The sequence below is a fragment of the Microbulbifer mixtoriginis (SeqCode) genome, assembly GCF_052467945.1.
In genome coordinates this window covers 2,995,795-3,013,347 of the sequence record NZ_CP174328.1, presented here as the reverse complement: position 1 = coordinate 3,013,347, position 17,553 = coordinate 2,995,795, and the positions used below count along the sequence as shown (strand labels likewise).

Genomic DNA, 17,553 nt, shown 5'->3' with positions numbered 1-17,553 from the left:
AATGGTAATTAAGGAGTGAAACATGTGTTGCCAATGTTCTCTTGATCTCTGGCTAGCCAGCCTGTGATTGGCTTGAGAGGAATACCGGCTAGGGGGCTTTAGCTACTATATTGGATGAGTATGAAGTGCTTAACTTCGCCTTCAATCCTGCCAGTAAATTCCAAAACCTACTTAGGCAGCGATACTGATCGGCTGATTAGCAATACCAAGAAAAACAATGTCTGGGCAAGGTCAACTGCCTGGAATAAGATCCGACTCAGGGCTCAATCCCTGAGTGCAGTTATTATTACGATGCCCTGGTCCGCCTGACCCAACCCCGAATGCTTTGTCCACGTTCCTACACAATATTCTTGTCGCCCCCAACTCGAAAGGCGAAGCAAATCAACAGGCCAGCGCCACTCAAGTCAAAGGCAACTGCCTCGCTTTTCGTGGTGATACCCACTACCGCTACGATATCCACGGCAACCGTATTGCCGAGCTACGCGGTAAAGGCCAAAAACTGCAAGCCCGCTACCATTACAACAGTCGCCAGCAGCTGGTGCGGGTAGAAAAGCTTAAGGTAGAAGATGGGGCAGAGCGGCTTCAACTAGAGATTCACTACCAATATGCCCCTCTAAGGCGCCTTATTAGTAAGGCTTCTAGCGATGATCAAACTGGCTTTCTTTGGGATGGTGATGTCCTCCTGCAAGAAATCAAAAGAGATCTCCAAGTTCAGCAGGATCTTAATAGCCGTACATACTACTTCGAACCGAAGACTTTCAAACCTGTTGCACTTAATGAAGATAAGTAGGTCTATTACTACCACCTAGACCACCTCGAAACCCCGGATACCCTCACCAACCAAGATGGTGAAGTGGTGTGGAGACGTTGCCTACAAGAGCTATGGCAATATCGCCGTGGCTCACGAAAACCAAATTGAACAGCCGATTCGCTTCCAAGGGCAGTACTTCGATGAAGAGACCGGGCTGCACTACAACCGGTTTAGATACTATGATTCGCGGGTGGGAGAGTTTACTCAGCAGGACCCGATTGGTTTAGTGGGGGGAATCAATTTATACCGCTATTGCTCTAATCCGATACATTGGGTTGATCCTCTTGGGCTTACTTCTAGCGAAGTAGTTTCAATTTGTCCTAAAAAAGCAGCAAGAGAACTTTCGGAAGGTAAGAAAACACAAGAAGTTTATGAAGTAAACGGGGTATGGGATGAGGAGCGTCAAGTTTTACATCATGACTTGGTTCAAGAAAAATTAAATCGTATTACAGGTCTAGGCCAATCAGTTGATGAACCAACAATATTCGCTATGCGAGGCAATTCTGGTAGTGGTAAGTCGCGTTTTGTTAACTCTGGCGGAGTGCAAGGCGTCGAAAGTATGAATGACATTGCAGTAATTAACCCTGATGAGTTCAAGAAATTACTGATTGATAACACAAAATTTCCTGTCACACATGATCAGGTACATGCTGAGAGTTCAATGCTTGCTAAACGAGTACAAGCCGAATTGTTAAAACAAAAGGATGTATTAGGAAAGCCTGTAAGCTTTATGGTAGATAAGCGTTTAGGTGATGTTGAAGATATTCAAAAGTTAGTTGATGCGGCGCAAAACACAGGAAGAAAACTTAATGTCTCTGATATGGATGCTCCGCTCGAAATCTCTTTAATCGGTGTTCTAATGCGAAAGCCTGGTGGTGAGGACCCTATAGTCCCTTTTCATGTTGTGGGAGAGACTAGTTTCAAACCAGCAAGAGAAAACAGAGAGAAGACAATAAAATTTTTTGAGGATAATCCGGAGCTTGGGGTTTACGAGCTTTATGGTACATCCCCTTCAGGAGATAAAAAGCTGGTCGCTAGAGTTGAGCAAGGTGAGTTGGATATTCTTGATCAATCTGAATACGTTAAACTTACAAGTGATCCAACTTTTGAAATGAATGAGTTGAAACATATTGAAATTGATGATGCTGAGATAGCAAGAATAACCGACCCTTTACCTGACGGAGCTTGGAAAGAGGATGTGGTTTCAACCTTATCCAAGTATAAGGGGAGAACTTGGGGTAAAGCTATTGAAGAGCATGGTGGGTTTGGAGATTGATATGAGGCTTAAAGGTGAAGCTGCAAAGCAATTTGTTGCTGAATTAAGGCGACGACACAAAAAAGAAAGGCAGGAAAGGCTGGAAAAGGCTAAGCAAAAAGCAAAATTAGATGGTAAAGAACCTTTTGATATTGATTTGGTTTTTAAGTATTTTCCAGTTTATGAACATGATAAAGAGGATATGGAAAATCCAAAAGTAATGCAGCAAAAAATAGAGGCTTTAGAGGAGCGTTACTATGTTAGCTTTCCAGACATCATGACTATAAAAGAGTTTGGTGAGAAAATGTGTGAGTTGAGAAATTGGGGGGCTTTTGATTGATTGTCTATTAGCCAGAAATTTTTATGGTGTCTGGAGGGCTCTCTGTATGTGTCCGTATCTTATAGTTCCTATTACTTGTGATCTATGGCGTGCTAAAGAGGCAGCTTAGAATGGTCATAAATTGAAGAGCTGAGATTTAGGTATGGGCAATAAAAGTATTGCCAGTACTTTATTAAGTGGTTAATTTAAATATCGGTTTACTCTGAATTGGGTAACGATGGTAAGAGTGTTACCGGTTGCCTAGATGGTGAGTAACGCTAGAAGCTGTTTTATAACTTCCTTAATGTAATTAACATGCAGGCAATATAAAAAAAGGAAGTTATAAAATGGCTTGTAGGATGTATCCCATGGATTTATATCACTTGTGAAATGGTAGTAAATATAGTTGGGTGCAGTGGTAGGTGATAATTGTCTTTTTAAAAGCGAAATTGTGTCGATTGGTACCTGTAGCAGCTGGGGCTTTAAATTGCGATTAATTTTTTAATCGTGTTTTGCCCAGGAATAATTACTTGTGAAACTATTTTTCCTGTCTTTATTGTGTTTCTGGTGTGGAAACTTCATTTGAAGTGGTCCTTGAATTTAATTCTTTTTATGCCATTTGGTTGAGCTTGCCGCCTAATTAAAGAAACCAATGTCATTATTCCTTTTTTGAGAGTTGGTACTATTGACAGTAGTTGTCTTCAGCATGGAAGGTGATCGGGCTGTCTGGGGTTGTCAATTTAATAAAAATATTAAGGTTCAAGTTATGAGAAAAGCTAATCTTTCAACTTCAATAAAAACTGCATTATCTTTATGTTTGCTAATATCACCTGCTATCAGTTTTGCTGAAAGTGATTCTTCACTTGAGCGTGCTAATGACAACGCTAAATTTAAACGTTGTGGCACTAATCACCCCTCTATTCAGGAGGCTGCTTTGAAAGAGCAGCATTTTACTGCGCTGCGCGGACAGTCTCATAGTATAAGCAGTGGAACTCATACGCTACGTCCAGCGGGTTCTGTAACTATTGATGTATATTTCCATGTTATTACTGATAACGCCAATAATGGGTCGCTACCCAGCAATGTAATTAATGCGCAAATGGCAGTACTTAATGATGCTTATGCGAGTACACCATTTACTTTCAATCTGGTTTCAACTTCAGTAACGGCTAATAATTCTTGGTATAACGTTGGATATGGTTCCTCCGCAGAGCGCGCTATGAAAAGTTCATTGCGTGTTGGTGATGCGGGAGACCTGAATATCTATGTGGCTGATATCGGCGGTGGTCTACTTGGGTGGGCAACTTTCCCAAGCAGCTATTCTTCAGATCCGCTGGATGACGGGGTAGTTATTTTAACCGGTTCTGTGCCTGGTGGCGATGCAGCACCTTACAACGAGGGCGATACTCTTACTCATGAGGTTGGCCACTGGTTAGGTTTGTATCATACCTTCCAGGGCGGCTGTGGTGGAAATGGGGATTATGTTTCCGATACTCCTGCCGAGAGGTCACCGGCTTACGGGTGTCCAGTAGGTAGGGATTCCTGTACTAGGGGGCGGAACGCAGCCGGTCTTGATCCGATTACAAATTTTATGGATTACACAGACGATAGCTGTATGTACGAATTCACAGAGGGGCAGGCTACTCGCGCAGATGAGCAAAGCAGTACCTACCGCGGTCTATAATAATTTTTTGGGGGGATTACTCCCCCCAATACACTGATAATTATGAAAAGTATCCGATTTTTTATCCTATTTGCTTTGATATCTATGAATACGGCTAACGTAACTGCCCAGAGGCTCGCTGTGCCAGGCTATGTTGCTTGTAATAGGAACCAGCTGACTTCCTGGCAGGGAGAGGTGACAAAATTAGTGCGGACAGGAAACAGCGTTAAAGTATGGATTTCCACCGATTACGACACCAAAGAATCATTAGAATTGACGATGCCTAGTTGGAAAGCACTTCTCGGTCAGTTCCGTTTACAAGGGAAAGAGTTTCTGGAGAGTGACTGGGGAAAGGTTACTGATTCACAAGCAGAACTTAGGCCTGGGATTCGAGCAGTAATTTGGTTGTGCGAGAATAAGGCCTATCCCGCTGTGATCAATTGGCAACCTCGGCCAGAGTAGGTGCCTGCATTCTTGCTTTATATGTAATCAAGATTTAATTAAATTTTTAGTACCGCCCTAATTAAGTCAAAGATATCTTCTCTGATGGTTGGTTATTTTTAAACCAAAGATTACAAGTTGTTGAAAAGTAACCCCTCAATAAGCTTTGGGAACTTACTCCTATATTGAGAGTTGTTTGTAGGGGGGGGATTTTTAAGAGAATTCAATTGCTGGAGTTCTCATCAATTAATCGATTTCTCCCGTCGTACAGAATTTTCTGCATTTCTTTTTGCGCTATGATCTACATCTACCCTGTGAACGTATTCTCGATATGGGTTGCTGGAGCTAACTGAATAGTCCTTAAGTTCAACTCCTTGCTTGAATATAAAATGAATATGTGCCTATTACTATCTGTATACCTCCTTCTGAGAAAAAAGAAGGGTGTGAGCATCGCTTGGGCTAAAACACCGTGTTGAAGGCATTAGATAGACTCCAGTTTTAGCAGGCTGCCCTCGGCGTCTCATGTTGGGAGTTTCTTCTATAAATTTATCTGTAATTTTGTAAAAGACTCATTTTTTTGGTATTCCCTGATCTAGAAATCCAGAATCGACACCGAACCAAAAGCTTCCATCTTTATTGTCAAAATACATATATCGAATGTTACCTCCGCTGGGTACAGTCGTTTGACTGACAAATTTTTGTGCTTCTGTATCAAAAGCAAAGATGATGTTAGGAATATCACCGGTGTCTGCTACCCATAGCCGGCCTTTGTTATCCATTGCGGTTCCGTAAGGGCGTGGATTTTCAGTGGGGAGCTTCCATTCTTTGAATTCTTTTGTACTGGGCGTATATCTGCCAAGATAGCCCTCTTGATAGTCCACATACCAGATATTGTTAGATGTATCGATTTCCAGCCTGCGAGGCCGAGCGTTTGGTCGGGGAATTGAGATTTCGTTTACCACCATGGTTTTAGGGTCTACCCAAGCTAGTTTATTCGTGCCAAATAGAGCAACCCAGGGGCGACCTTGTGAGTCTACCTTGATTCCATAAGGGCGTGCGTTGGCAGTTTGTGGTGTAGCTACTTTCACCTCTCCATTATTTACATCCAAAATACCTATGCGATTGCTCTGTTGGGCTGTAAACCAAATATTGCCCTCACGGTTGAATACCAGTGTATGTGGATCATTTACACCTTTAGGCATTGGGTATTGAGTGATTTTACCGGTCTCTGCATCCATACGCCCAATATGCGCATTGCGGTTGCCCGCATACCAAACCATGCCCTGCTTATCTACTATCAAGTTGTGAGGGTGGGTTCCTTCAGGGACCTCAAATTTTTTAAACGTCTGATCAGACGGAGAAAATCGACCGATGTAGTTGCCGGCCTGCCCACAGAACCAAACTTGCTGCCTGTTATCCACATGGGGGTCTCTGGGCAGTCCCTGCCAGGGGACCTTCCACTCGTTTAATTTGAGTCCGCCTGGCAGTTTATTTTCTTGTGCCGCAGTAATTAATGATGTCGACAAGAAATAAATGACGCAGATAGTGATTTTTAGTGACAGCGCAGGAAGTTTTGGGGAGATTTTCATTTGCCAATTCCAGTGATTAAGCCGTCAAGGAGAATTTATACGTATATGCCGTAGTGTGGGAAAATGGGTGATCTGAGTCCTGGTCAAAGCATAGGTGATAATTGATGCATATTGAAAATGGTTTACAGGATTAATGTTTCGCCGAAGAGTGATTTCAAACTGCTATTTAGCGATCAAGAATCTCATTGGGGCACTTGATCATATTTACGAAAGAGATACTGAAGTCTCAGAGCTCTATTTGTGTAAGTTCTAATTGACCCAGTGGGGTTTAAATGAGAAGAGCCTTGTCTTTACTACAAGGCAGAATTAATAGCTGGTTTGGTGGTGATTGGCAGTCATCTTAAGCTCAATTTACACGCCAGCGTTGTATAGCGTATATTGCTGTCCTCAGTGTAGGAGTCCCGCTATGTTACAACGCCTCCGTCGACCGGAAATTCTTCTGTTGATCCTTGCAGGCTCAATGCCACTTTCTTTTTCTGTCTGGAATACCCTCCTTAATAACTTTGTGATAGCCAAGGCTTCATTTACCGGGGCTGATATTGGCTTGCTGCAAAGTGTGCGGGAAATCCCAGGTTTCCTTGCCTTTACAGTGATCTTTGTTTTGCTGCTTATTCGTGAGCAGCGGTTGGCGCTTCTCTCACTTGTAGCAACCGGGATTGGTGTGTTGCTGACCGGTTTTTTTCCATCTCTCACAGGTTTATTACTCACGACATTATTGATGTCGATCGGTTTTCACTTCTATGAAACCCTGCAAACCTCTCTGGCTTTGCAGTGGTTTCCAAAGAAGACTTCGGCAATCTGGATGGGGCGAATGGCTGCAGCTGGCTCTTTTGCCGCATTATTGGCCTATGGGCTAGTTTGGGGCTTGATGGATTTTGGCGGGTTGGACTATTCCTGGGTTTACCTGATTGGAGGAGGGAGCACAGTTATTATTGCCCTGGTGGCCTGGATACTTTTTCCTCAATTTCCCCAGCCCCATAGCCAGAGAAAGCAGTTGGTTGTACGCAAACGTTATTGGCTTTACTACGCTCTGACAATGATGAGCGGTGCACGTCGGCAGATCTTTATTGTTTTTGCTGGTTTTTTGATGGTTGAGAAGTTTGGTTATAGCGTAGGGGAAGTTGCTGCACTTTATACCGTAAACCACCTGTTGAATTTATATATTGCCCCGAAAATTGGCCAGTTTATTGTTCGCTTTGGTGAGCGCCGAATCCTCACTCTGGAATATATTGGTTTAGCACTAGTCTTTGCTGGTTATGCATTGGTGGAGAGCGCGATGATGGCAGCTGCGCTTTATATTATCGATCATCTGTTTTTCTCTATGGCCATTGCCATCAAGACCTATTTCCAAAAGATCGTGGATGAACGTGACATCGCAGCCTCTGCAGGTGTCAGCTTTACCATTAATCATATCGCGGCGGTTATTATCCCCGTTTTGTTTGGTTTGCTATGGCTCACCTCTCCAGCGATGGTTTTCTTTGCTGGATCTTTGATGGCTTTGGTTTCTTTGGGATTGGCTCAGCTGGTACCGGAACACCCCGGACCAGGCAATGAAGCGCGCTTAGGGCAGGGTGTTGCTGCCACATAGTGGCTCTATTATTTTTTAAGTTTGGATTCTTTGATCGTTATTATGGGTTGTATATGCATCAAATCCTCCTACTCATAGTGCTTGCACTTCCGCTATATGCTTTTGCGTCGCCGGAACAGATTCCTGTGGGTGAGTACCGTATTGAATATGAGATCAAAGGATCTGGTAAGGCTATCCTGCTTTTAGAAGCGGGGGGCTCGGCTGGTATGTCTGACTGGAATCCAATCTATGACAGGCTAGCAGAGCATGCACGAGTTATACGTTACTCGCGTGTTGGCAATGGTAATTCTACAGCCATCAAGAAACATTTTAGCTCTGAGGATTATGCTCAAGGGGCCAAGGCGTTATTGGAGGCTTTGGGGGTTAAAGAGAAAGTTACTTATATTGCGCACTCCTATGGTGCTCATGTAGCCCGAACGTTTGCCGCACAGTACCCAGAAAGAATGGCAGCGTTGATGCTGATAGAGCCTTCTTCTGAGCATGATGTGGATATTATGCGATCTCTGAATCTGGAATTGGCCGAAGAGCAAATTGCTCAGGTAAAACTGGATGATATGAAGAACGGCATGTCGAATCAGTACCTGGATTTTTGGTCTAAACGCCCTTTACCTGACTATCCACAAATCCCAGATATACCCGTCACAGTAATTGCCTCAATTAAAAAGTATGACAATCCTCCTCTTCTTTTCTTTACTGATGAGGCCCGGGATAGATGGGGGGAGTTACATTCTAATTGGGCCAAAGCGTTTCCACGAGGCAAAGCTGTTTTGACTGAGAAGAGCTATCACTATCCTCAAAATGATGAGCCGGATATGGTATTAAATGAGATTCTGGCACTTATTTCCAGGACCTATAAATAGATGTTGAAGTCAAATAAAAAGCAAATGTAGCCATATTGCATTTCATATTTGACAAATTGCAGTCTTATAAAGGTGGCCTGTATTGACCATCCATCCCCTAGCCCTAAAATAGAAGTCCTTGCATCTATAGGGCTTTTATTGTGCTTAAAAAAATTATATTGGCTTTTTCTTTGACAACTTTCTCTGCAGGCATTGTATTTGCGAAGGGCATCAATAAAGTTCCAGAGAATTTATCTGATGCAGAAAAACTTTATGGTCTCTCCCTTTATTGGAGGGAAGTTAGCTACAACTTTGCTTTCTTTGATCAGGTTCCCGAGTTGGACTTTGATGCTAAATACCAGGAGTTTATTCCACGGGTTTTAGCAACACAAAACACCTATGAATATTACCGCGAGTTAAAGCGTCTCAATGCCTTTCTACAGGATGGACATACTAATATTTATTACCCAAAGGGTATGTCCTCCAGTTATGTAGACTGGCCAGCTATTCGCTTAGCTGAGACCGGACGTAAAGCAGTAATCACAGGTGTTGAGAAGGGCTTGGAGTCACATATTCCGCCGGGTTCAATTATTGTCGCAATCAATGGGCAGCCCATAGAAGCTCATTTAAAAGAACAGGTTTTGCCATATATTGCTAGCTCTACCCAGCATATTCTCTGGAATACCGCGGTTCGGGATGCTCTTGATGGAAAGCCGGGCAGCATGGTCCAGCTCACTATTGCAACCCCCGATGGGGCGACCAAGAGTATTGAGGTTAAGCGGGATGCGCGGGGTAGGAAGATCGAATATGCCTCAATTAAACAGCCCGCCTCCAACGGTGAGCTGTTTGAGTTCAAATGGCTGGAGAATGATATTGGTTATGTAGCGCTAAATGGTTTTCATGATGAGGCGATTGTTGCGCAGTTTAAATCTCACTACGATGAGATTACTAAGTCTAAAGGGCTGATTATTGATCTGCGTTTTAATGGTGGAGGTAATTCTGCTTATGCCGGAGAGATAATCTCTTATTTGGCTGATCGGAATTTACCAGGCTCTGTATGGAAAACTCCCAAACATGTTGCGGCTTATAAGGCCTGGGGCTCTTTTGCCGATCAGTTTGAAGATTTAGAAGAGTATCGGCCCTATGCAGAGGGTGCTTCGTGGGAATTTAGTGAGGACTCCGGGGATATAGTTGAGCCGAAATTGGATAGTAACCACATAGTGCCAACTTATGTACTAATTGGCCGAAATACCGCCTCTGCAGCCGAAGATTTCTTGGTGTATGCAGATTCTCTCGAGCACTTTACTACCGTCGGTGAGCCTACTTATGGCAGTACAGGTCAGCCAATGATTGTAGATCTTCCTGGAGGTGGTACTTTCAGGGTGTGTACCAAGCGGGACACTTACCCTGATGGGCGGGAGTTTGTTGGCTATGGTATCCAGCCAGATATTCTGGTGGAGCGCACCCTGGATATTGTGAGATCAGGTGAGGACAGGGTGCTGGATAGGGCTTTCATTGACTTGAAGAGCACAATCACTAGCTCAGCGCTCTGATTGCGGATTTATTGAACAATGTTGACTAACTTTCCCTACTGTTACGGGTCCCTTAAATAATTCTACTCTGATGGTTCCCTGTGCAAGCTTGGACTGTTATGCCTCACATTTCTATTATATGGCTGGAACCCAAGTCTTTGCTGGGAGAGGCATGCTCGCGGGATTTTGTCTTTAGATAATTTACTGGTGGTCGAGATTGCCTGTTGGCCCGCTTACCTGTTTAATGCTGACTTTGGTTTCCGGCGACTACAGGAAAGCGCTTGTCATCGTTTATAAGCCAATTAAGTGGTACGTTAGGGTATCTCTGAAAATTAAGTAACTATAAAAGTAGCTAGGAGTTGTACTTATGGCACAGATCAAAGCTTTGGATAAAAAGGCACACGCCAACCTGAAACTCACCCAGGACATCACTTTTGACCATGTGAGCAGCAATCATATTTTGCCGCTGGTGGTTCAGGAAATTGTTCAGGCGGCCCAGAGCTATCCGATCCTGTTCGTAAAAGACCAGAATACTGAGCAGTTTAAAGTGGTGGCTCTTACAGGCCTGCGTCCCGGTGAAAACCTGTTCTCTGGCGCTGAGGGCTGGAATGGCAGCTACATTCCTCTGCAGGTTCGCACCTACCCATTCGTGCTGGTGAAGAACCCAGAGAACACTGATCAGGCGGTACTGTGTATCGATGAAGACTCCAGTATGTTGAGTGAGTCCGCAGGCGAGGCTCTGTTTGACGGTGAGGGCGAGCAGACTGACTACCTGAAAAACCGCGCTCAGGCGGTGGTAGAAACTGCCCAGCGCGTATCTGTTACCGAGTCGTTTATCGAATTCCTGGTATCCAAAGACCTGCTGACCCAGAAGAAGCTGACTCTGCGTATTACCGAAGAAGATAAGCCCTACGATCTGACTGGTTTCTACGTGATTGACGAAGAGAAGCTGAACAAGCTGTCCGATGAAGACTTCCTGGAACTGCGCAAGCGTGGCGCTCTGCCGGCGATCTACGCTTCCATGATGTCCTCCATGCAGGTTCAGAATCTGATTCGCAAGAAGCGTCTGAACTAATCCTGTACAGCCCGGCAATTGCGGTTGCCGGGCTGCCTGCGCGCATCAGTATTACGAGATGCAGTTATCAGCAGTCATTATCCCTCCTTGATCCCGCCTTGCACTCGTACCACTATTAGCCCCTCTGACGTTTAAGTTCGCGAATAATAAAATGAAATACCTAGCGCGGCTCTCTCTCCGCTACTGGTTTGCCTGGTTGGCGTTATTTTACGGAGTCTGGCTGTTTCTCGTTATGCAGGGCAATAACTTGGCCCTAGCACTGGAGCATTGGTCCATGGCGCTTGCAATGGCGCTCGGCAGCTATGCCGCCGGTTCCACGCCCATGGGTGGAGGCACGGTGGGCTTCCCCGTGTTGGTGCTCTTATTTGATATGCCTGCCAGTCTCGGCCGCGACTTCAGTTTTGCGGTGCAGTCGATCGGTATGGTTAGTGCCAGCCTGTTTATTCTTTGTCGGCAGCAGCCGTTAGCCTGGTCGATGCTACGCGGCGCCTTGCTCGGTTCTTTATTGGCCACTCCTGCGGGCATATTGCTGTTTGCGCCGATGATTTCCGAGCTGTGGGTGAAGCTCTCTTTCGCGGTGCTTTGGGGCAGCTTTGGGATATTTCATTTGTATCGGCTCTCCGAGATCACCGACTGTGAGCACAAGGGTGATCCGCAGTGCCCAACGGATTTTCGTGTAGGTCTTCTGCTTGGGGCTTTTGCAGGCTTCTGTGTGGTCTCGGTAACCGGGGTTGGTGTGGATATGCTGGTGTACGCGGCTTTGGTGCTGCTGAGCCGTGTGGACCTGAAGGTAGCGATTCCCACCTCGGTAGTGATCATGGCCTTCTGCTCTGTACTCGGTGTGCTGGTGAAGTCGCTGGCCGGCGACTGGCAGCCAGGGGTTTTTGGTAACTGGCTGGCAGCGGCGCCGGTGGTGGCCTTGGGGGCGCCCCTTGGTGTTTTTGTTGTGAGCTTGCTGGGGCGCAAACCCACCCTGCTAATTGTGGCTCTACTGTGTGTTGTACAGCTTGTGTGGACCTGTGCGTCGGAACGGCAAGCCCTAAGCGGCCTGGGAGGACCTCTAGTGCTATTGGCGTTATTGCTGTGCTTACTGGGGTTCGAGTGGCTGCGGGTATTGGGGTTGCGCCGAGAGCGCAGCCGTGGCGCGGCAGCAAATGGGTCTGGTGCAGAGATTAAGGCAGTTGCGATAGAGGAGAGTTTGATACCGGGGGTTAAATAAGGGAGCTTGGCGAGTGCTGGCGCGCGACTGCGTGCCGGCGGCAAAGACTAGATGTTTTGCGATAAAAAATATCGGCTGCTAAGTAATCTGGCTTCGAGTGCTGCCCTGATTCGGGCCTGCGGGATAAATTCTGGAAGATGGCTGGGGCGGAAGGATTCGAACCTTCGCATGACGGGATCAAAACCCGCTGCCTTACCGCTTGGCTACGCCCCAGTTTCAAGGTTCACAAAGAATAGTCTCTGTGATTTGAAATGGTAGCAAGGGGGAGACTCGAACTCCCGACCTCAGCATTATGAGTGCTGCGCTCTAACCGGCTGAGCTACCTTGCCATTTCTTTTGTTGTCTCGGCTGTCCCGAGGGCGCGCATTATTAATCGATGGGCTGGGTGTGTCAACACTTTTTTGTATTCTTTTCAGGTAGTTAGCGATTTTTTTCATCTGGAGCCGCAGAGCCCGTGGCGCGATGCCCGGAACGGATAGCGGCGAGGGCGGAACCCAGTACCACCGCAGCGGCACCACTCCAGCTGATCCAGTTAAGCGGCTCCACCGCGATGTAATCGGGCCAGATACTGCTCACCAGGGTGCTGAACAGCAGCGTGATTACTGGTACCAGTGACAGAGTGGCACTGACACTGGAGGCTTCCCAGTGCGCCAGGGCCTTGCTAAAGGCGCCATAGGCGATCAGTGTGTTGGCGGTAAGAAATGCAAGTAGCAGCCAGTCCAGCCAGCCCAGATGGGTGACATCCAGTGGATCTGCCATGGGTAGGAAGCACAGGGTGCCAGCAATATAAATCAATACCAGCAAGTCCTGGGGTGTGGCGCGGCTGAGGATTTTCTTCTGGAAAAAGCCATATACCGCCCAGGATACCGCGGCGATCAGGATCAATCCGAGCCCCAGCAGGTAATCACTATCGGCGCCGCTCCCCAGCTCGGCGAGGCGCTGGTTGAAAAATAACAGTAGCCCCATCACCACTAGGGCCACACCGGCCCACTGTCTCGGAGAAAAGCGTTCATTAAGCCACAGAACACTGGAGATCAGCAGTAGTAGCGGGGCCAGCTGGATCACGATCTGTGCCGCACCTGGGGTGATGTGATTTAGGCCGCTGGCATAGGTGAGGTAATTCAACAGCAGCCCGGCCACGGCGAGTAGGGTGAACAGCAGCAGGCTGCGGCTGAACAGTGCCTTTAATTTCAATTGCCGTGCACGCCCGTAGTAGAGTCCCGCCAACAACGCCGCGCCAGCAAAACGATACCAGGTGGCGGTCTCAGGGCTGATGTGTTCCAAAAGGCCTTTGAGGGCGATGGGCAGGGCTGCCCACATAAAGACGGTGGTCAATGCCAAAGGCAGGCCGACTTTCCAGTTTGATTGCGCCATGGATCTTACGCCGCAGAGACAGCCTCCCCGGGGTGGGGAGGCGAAGGATAGATAGCAGGGGGATTAGACGTTGAAGCGGAAGTGAATTACGTCACCATCAGCGACAACATAATCTTTACCCTCCAGGCGCCACTTGCCTGCGTCTTTGGCTCCAGCCTCGCCATTGTGATCGACAAAGTCACTGTAGCTAATCACTTCGGCGCGGATAAAGCCTTTCTCAAAGTCCGTATGGATCTTGCCGGCGGCATTGGGTGCGGTGGCACCTAGCGGGATGGTCCAGGCGCGCACTTCCTTCACGCCGGCGGTAAAGTAGGTGTGCAGGCCAAGCAGTTGGTAACCGGCGCGGATTACACGGTTCAAGCCCGGCTCTTCCATACCCAGTTCTTCCAGGAATTCTTGCTTCTCATCGTCGTCCAGTTCGGCAATTTCCGCTTCAAGCTTGTTGCAGATGGGTACCAGTACAGCGTTCTCTTCAGCGGCGATGGCGGCAACGGCGTCCAGGTGCGGATTATTTTCGAAACCGTCTTCGTGCACGTTGGCAATGTACATGGTGGGCTTCACCGTGAGCAGGCTCAGTTCACGCAGGTCCGTCAGTTCATCTTCGGACAGGCCAAAGGAGCGTAGCGGCTTGGCTTCGTTCAGGTGTGGCAGGATTTTTTCCAGCAGCGCTTTCATCTTGATGGCGTGCTTGTCCTGCCCCTTGGCGGCGCGGGTAAAGCGTTGCAGAGCTTTCTCCACAGTGTCCAGGTCGGCGAGTGCCAGCTCGGTGTTGATTACTTCGATATCGGATACCGGGTGCACCTGATTGGCCACGTGGATGACATTGTCGTCTTCGAAACAGCGTACAACGTGAGCGATGGCATCGGTCTCGCGGATATTGGCGAGGAATTTGTTGCCCAGACCTTCGCCTTTGGAGGCACCTGCAACCAGTCCGGCGATATCGGTGAACTCCATGGTGGTTGGAATCACTTTTTGGGGCTTGACGATCTCCGCTAACTTGTCGAGGCGGGGATCCGGCACAGGTACCACACCGGCATTCGGCTCAATGGTGCAGAAGGGGAAGTTCTCTGCGTCGATTCCCGCCTTGGTCAATGCATTGAAGAGGGTGGATTTGCCCACGTTAGGCAGGCCGACAATACCGCAAGTAAAACCCATGGTGATATTTTTCCGTTTGCCTGAGGCGCGTAGCGCGCGCTCTGCTAATTGCGTTTGAAGTCCGGTAGTGATTGCGCTGGCGGGAGTCTGGGCGGGCTGGGTAGCGCGGCCTCCGAATGATCCGGGCCAGCCGGGAAAATACCGGCAATTTGGCGCAGCACACTATCGAGATTTCCGGGGCAAAAGGCAAGCCGCCCGGTGGGATCTATTTGGCGGTGTGCAGCGTTTTCATGGCTGCGCCCCAGTCGCCGCTGGCGGCGGTGGGTAGCACGTCGATCGAGTGATCGATGGCGTCAGCCAGAGTTTCCTGTTCCGCCCTGGGGGCGCGCTGAAGGACAAAGCGCGCCACTTCGCTGGCGCTACCGGGGTGGCCGATGCCGAGTCGCAGGCGCATAAAGTCCCGGTTGTTGCCCAGAGCGGCAATAATATCCCGCAAGCCATTGTGTCCGCCGTGACCGCCGCCAGCTTTCAGGCGCGCGATACCGGGGGCCAGGTCCAGCTCATCGTGAGCGACCAATATGGCTTCCGGGGGAATTTTGTAGAAGTTCGCCAGCGGGCCTACAGCCTGGCCACTGCGATTCATATAGGTGGTGGGAATCAGCAATCGGACTACCCGGTTGCCGATTCGCACACGGCCGGTGAGGCCGTGGTATTTGCTGTCGGAGCTGAGCTGAGTGCCATGGCGGCGTGCCAGTTCGACAACAAAGTCGGCACCGGCGTTATGTCTTGTCCGGTCATATTCCGGCCCGGGGTTGCCCAGGCCGACAATCAACTGGATCGGAGTATCCGGTGCCGCAGCCAAGGTGATTACTCTTCGCCTTCGCCAGCTTCTTCGGCTTCAGCTTCAACAGCGCCGCGAGGCTTGTGAATAGAAGCTACAACCAGGTTGTGGTCTTCGCCGTGGCTCAGATCCGCAGACTCAACACCTTCCGGCAGTTTCAGGTCGGAGATGTGCAGGATGCCATCCAGTTCCAGGTCCGCCAGGTCCACTTCGATGAACTCGGGCAGTTTACCGGCAGGAGCATTTACTTCCAGCTCGGTCAGGGTGTGAGAAACGATGCCGCCGGCCTTAACGCCTTTACAGGTTTCTTCGTTGAGGAAGTGCAGGGGCACTTTCACATGTACTTTGGTGCTGGCGGAAACGCGCTGGAAGTCAATGTGCAGAAGCAGCTGCTTTGCAGGGTGACGTTGCAGATCGCGCAGAATAACTTTCTCTTCTTTGCCGTCGACGTCGATGGTCAGCATGGAGGAGAAGAAAGCTTCGTTTTCCAGGGCCTTGAACAGGTCCTTTTGCAGCAGGGATACGGATTGCGGCTCAACTTCGCCACCGTAAACGATGCCGGGTACACGGCCTTCCAGGCGACGCAGGCGGCGGCTCGCACCTTTCCCTTCATCGCTGCGGGCAATGGCGTTCAGTTTGATATCAGACATGGGTAAAACCTCGGGTTGTCTGTCCAGAGAGACCTGCGACCGGACCGCTCTGGCGTTAGTGTAAATTGGGCGCTTGCCCAGAAGTAATAGCCCGGCAGTGCCGGGCGGGCGCGTATTCTACGGGAATCAGTCCCAAACGCAAAGTGCCCCGCTGCTGCGGGGCACTTTTCTATTTGCCGATGGAGTCCTTAGCGGAACATCGCAGAGAGGGATTCCTCATTGCTGATACGGCGCATGGACTCGGCCAGCATGGCAGATAAGGTCAGCTGGCGAATTTTTGGAGCCTTTTCCATTTTGTCACCCAGGGGGATGGAGTCGGTAACCACCAGCTCATCCAGAACGGAGTTGTTCAGGTTGCTGATGGCATTGCCGGACAGTACTGGGTGGGTACAGTAGGCGACAACTTTCTCGGCGCCGTGTTCTTTCAGGGCGTTGGCGGCGTTGCACAAAGTGCCAGCGGTGTCGACCATATCGTCTACCAGCAGGCAGGTGCGGCCACTAACTTCACCGATGATGTTCATCACTTCGGCAACGTTGGCGGCGGGGCGGCGTTTGTCGATGATGGCTAGGTCGCAGTCGAGGCTCTTGGCCACGGCGCGGGCACGAACAACACCGCCAATATCGGGGGATACCACAACTAGGTTCTGGTACTTCTGGCGCTCGATATCGTCGAGCAACACGGAAGAGCCGTAAACGTTATCCACAGGCACATCGAAGAAGCCCTGAATCTGCTCGGCGTGCAGATCGACAGTCAGCACGCGGTCGATACCCACGCTCACCATCATATCGGCAACCACTTTTGCGGAAATTGGGACACGCTGGGAGCGCACGCGACGGTCCTGGCGGGCGTAGCCGAAGTAGGGAACCACTGCGGTAACGCGGCCGGCTGAGGCGCGGCGCAGGGCGTCAACCAGTAGGATTAGCTCCATCAGGTTTCGATTGGTGGGCTGGCAGGTGGATTGCACTACGAAAACGTCGCGACCGCGCACGTTGTCGGTAATTTCAACTGCAATCTCGCCGTCGGAGAAGCGCTTGACCGTGGCTTCGCCCAGGGGGATCGCCATATGGTCGACAATTTTCTGCGCCAGTTCCGGGTTTGCGTTGCCGGTGAAGACCATTAAGTCAGCCACTGCGAGTTCCTTTAATTCTGTCTTGAAGTGAGTTGAAGTGTAGATGCCGGCATAATTTGCTAGCAGTTAGGATGCGATAGCACCACTTTTTATAGGGGGCGATAGAGCGGATAGCGAAGCTGTTAAATGTGC

At 48.8% G+C, this 17,553-nt stretch carries 16 protein-coding genes and 2 tRNA genes; 9 read left to right on the top strand and 9 right to left on the bottom strand.

All coding sequences use genetic code 11. The annotated features are described in order from the left end of the window. Positions 1–325 precede the first annotated feature (325 nt). From ACJJIJ_RS13275 to ACJJIJ_RS13265, 3 genes are read left to right on the top strand one after another with little or no spacing between them, the layout of a single operon-like run. Positions 326–790, top strand: coding sequence for a hypothetical protein (locus ACJJIJ_RS13275; protein WP_444883998.1), 465 nt, complete (start codon positions 326–328; stop codon positions 788–790). 55 nt (positions 791–845) lie between these two features. Further along, positions 846–2,087, top strand: a complete 1,242-nt coding sequence (locus tag ACJJIJ_RS13270) for an RHS repeat-associated core domain-containing protein (RefSeq protein ID WP_444937588.1) — start codon at positions 846–848, stop codon at positions 2,085–2,087. 1 nt (position 2,088) lies between these two features. After that, on the top strand, positions 2,089–2,406 hold the full coding sequence (locus tag ACJJIJ_RS13265; protein WP_444884000.1) for a hypothetical protein: 318 nt from the start codon (positions 2,089–2,091) through the stop codon (positions 2,404–2,406). Positions 2,407–3,144: 738 nt separating this feature from the next. Here ACJJIJ_RS13265 and ACJJIJ_RS13260 read toward each other — a convergent pair. Beyond that, on the bottom strand, positions 3,145–3,291 hold the full coding sequence (locus tag ACJJIJ_RS13260) for a hypothetical protein (protein WP_252083045.1): 147 nt from the start codon (positions 3,289–3,291) through the stop codon (positions 3,145–3,147). A 28-nt stretch (positions 3,292–3,319) separates the two neighbouring features. Between ACJJIJ_RS13260 and ACJJIJ_RS13255 the strand changes: the two genes are divergently transcribed. Further along, positions 3,320–4,069 carry a zinc metalloprotease gene (locus ACJJIJ_RS13255; protein WP_444884001.1) on the top strand — a complete coding sequence of 250 codons (750 nt, stop codon included), beginning with the start codon at positions 3,320–3,322 and terminating at the stop codon, positions 4,067–4,069. A 989-nt stretch (positions 4,070–5,058) separates the two neighbouring features. Here the strand turns inward: ACJJIJ_RS13255 and ACJJIJ_RS13250 are convergent. Further along, the gene (locus ACJJIJ_RS13250) at positions 5,059–6,078 is read right to left on the bottom strand and encodes a Vgb family protein (RefSeq protein ID WP_444937587.1); all 1,020 of its coding nucleotides are present in this window, start codon (positions 6,076–6,078) and stop codon (positions 5,059–5,061) included. 406 nt (positions 6,079–6,484) lie between these two features. On the opposite strand from ACJJIJ_RS13250, the gene ACJJIJ_RS13245 reads away from it, so the two are divergent. From ACJJIJ_RS13245 to ACJJIJ_RS13225, 5 genes are all read left to right on the top strand, one after another. Beyond that, positions 6,485–7,666: an MFS transporter gene (locus ACJJIJ_RS13245; protein WP_444884004.1), complete on the top strand. Its 1,182-nt coding sequence runs from the start codon at positions 6,485–6,487 to the stop codon at positions 7,664–7,666. Continuing rightward, entirely contained in the window at positions 7,666–8,526 is an 861-nt protein-coding gene (locus tag ACJJIJ_RS13240; protein ID WP_444884005.1) for an alpha/beta fold hydrolase, read from the top strand. Before ACJJIJ_RS13245 ends, ACJJIJ_RS13240 begins: the two co-directional genes overlap by 1 nt. 140 nt (positions 8,527–8,666) lie before the next feature. Then, a complete protein-coding gene (locus tag ACJJIJ_RS13235) occupies positions 8,667–10,058 on the top strand; it encodes a S41 family peptidase (protein WP_444937586.1) in 1,392 nt (463 codons plus the stop codon). A gap of 346 nt (positions 10,059–10,404) precedes the next feature. Then, the gene (locus ACJJIJ_RS13230) at positions 10,405–11,112 is read left to right on the top strand and encodes a SapC family protein (protein WP_444884007.1); all 708 of its coding nucleotides are present in this window, start codon (positions 10,405–10,407) and stop codon (positions 11,110–11,112) included. Positions 11,113–11,263: 151 nt separating this feature from the next. After that, the gene (locus ACJJIJ_RS13225; protein ID WP_444937585.1) at positions 11,264–12,331 is read left to right on the top strand and encodes a sulfite exporter TauE/SafE family protein; all 1,068 of its coding nucleotides are present in this window, start codon (positions 11,264–11,266) and stop codon (positions 12,329–12,331) included. Positions 12,332–12,469: 138 nt separating this feature from the next. Here ACJJIJ_RS13225 and ACJJIJ_RS13220 read toward each other — a convergent pair. The 7 genes from ACJJIJ_RS13220 to ACJJIJ_RS13190 all read right to left on the bottom strand — a co-directional run bounded on the left by ACJJIJ_RS13220 (position 12,470) and on the right by ACJJIJ_RS13190 (position 17,409). Next, positions 12,470–12,544: transfer RNA gene (locus ACJJIJ_RS13220), tRNA-Gln, on the bottom strand. A 39-nt stretch (positions 12,545–12,583) separates the two neighbouring features. Next, a tRNA-Met gene (locus ACJJIJ_RS13215) sits at positions 12,584–12,660 on the bottom strand. Positions 12,661–12,751: 91 nt separating this feature from the next. Beyond that, a complete protein-coding gene (locus ACJJIJ_RS13210) occupies positions 12,752–13,705 on the bottom strand; it encodes a DMT family transporter (RefSeq protein ID WP_444937584.1) in 954 nt (317 codons plus the stop codon). 63 nt (positions 13,706–13,768) lie between these two features. Further along, positions 13,769–14,860: a redox-regulated ATPase YchF gene (gene ychF, locus ACJJIJ_RS13205; RefSeq protein WP_252083035.1), complete on the bottom strand. Its 1,092-nt coding sequence runs from the start codon at positions 14,858–14,860 to the stop codon at positions 13,769–13,771. Between the two features lie 205 nt (positions 14,861–15,065). Further along, on the bottom strand, positions 15,066–15,662 hold the full coding sequence (pth, locus tag ACJJIJ_RS13200) for an aminoacyl-tRNA hydrolase (protein ID WP_444937583.1): 597 nt from the start codon (positions 15,660–15,662) through the stop codon (positions 15,066–15,068). A gap of 5 nt (positions 15,663–15,667) precedes the next feature. Beyond that, entirely contained in the window at positions 15,668–16,291 is a 624-nt protein-coding gene (locus ACJJIJ_RS13195; protein ID WP_252083033.1) for a 50S ribosomal protein L25/general stress protein Ctc, read from the bottom strand. Positions 16,292–16,479: 188 nt separating this feature from the next. Beyond that, entirely contained in the window at positions 16,480–17,409 is a 930-nt protein-coding gene (locus tag ACJJIJ_RS13190) for a ribose-phosphate pyrophosphokinase (protein ID WP_286037025.1), read from the bottom strand. Positions 17,410–17,553 lie beyond the last annotated feature (144 nt).

Bases quoted from the DNA above. Each gene is read 5' to 3' on its own strand.
- ACJJIJ_RS13210 (WP_444937584.1), bottom strand. From the start codon at position 13,705: ATGGCGCAATCAAACTGGAAAGTCGGCCTGCCTTTGGCATTGACCACC.
- ACJJIJ_RS13230 (WP_444884007.1), top strand. From the start codon at position 10,405: ATGGCACAGATCAAAGCTTTGGATAAAAAGGCACACGCCAACCTGAAA.
- ACJJIJ_RS13270 (WP_444937588.1), top strand. From the start codon at position 846: ATGGTGAAGTGGTGTGGAGACGTTGCCTACAAGAGCTATGGCAATATC.
- ACJJIJ_RS13265 (WP_444884000.1), top strand. From the start codon at position 2,089: ATGAGGCTTAAAGGTGAAGCTGCAAAGCAATTTGTTGCTGAATTAAGG.
- ACJJIJ_RS13225 (WP_444937585.1), top strand. From the start codon at position 11,264: ATGAAATACCTAGCGCGGCTCTCTCTCCGCTACTGGTTTGCCTGGTTG.
- ACJJIJ_RS13245 (WP_444884004.1), top strand. From the start codon at position 6,485: ATGTTACAACGCCTCCGTCGACCGGAAATTCTTCTGTTGATCCTTGCA.
- ACJJIJ_RS13195 (WP_252083033.1), bottom strand. From the start codon at position 16,291: ATGTCTGATATCAAACTGAACGCCATTGCCCGCAGCGATGAAGGGAAA.
- ACJJIJ_RS13190 (WP_286037025.1), bottom strand. From the start codon at position 17,409: ATGGTCTTCACCGGCAACGCAAACCCGGAACTGGCGCAGAAAATTGTC.
- ACJJIJ_RS13250 (WP_444937587.1), bottom strand. From the start codon at position 6,078: ATGAAAATCTCCCCAAAACTTCCTGCGCTGTCACTAAAAATCACTATC.
- ychF (WP_252083035.1), bottom strand. From the start codon at position 14,860: ATGGGTTTTACTTGCGGTATTGTCGGCCTGCCTAACGTGGGCAAATCC.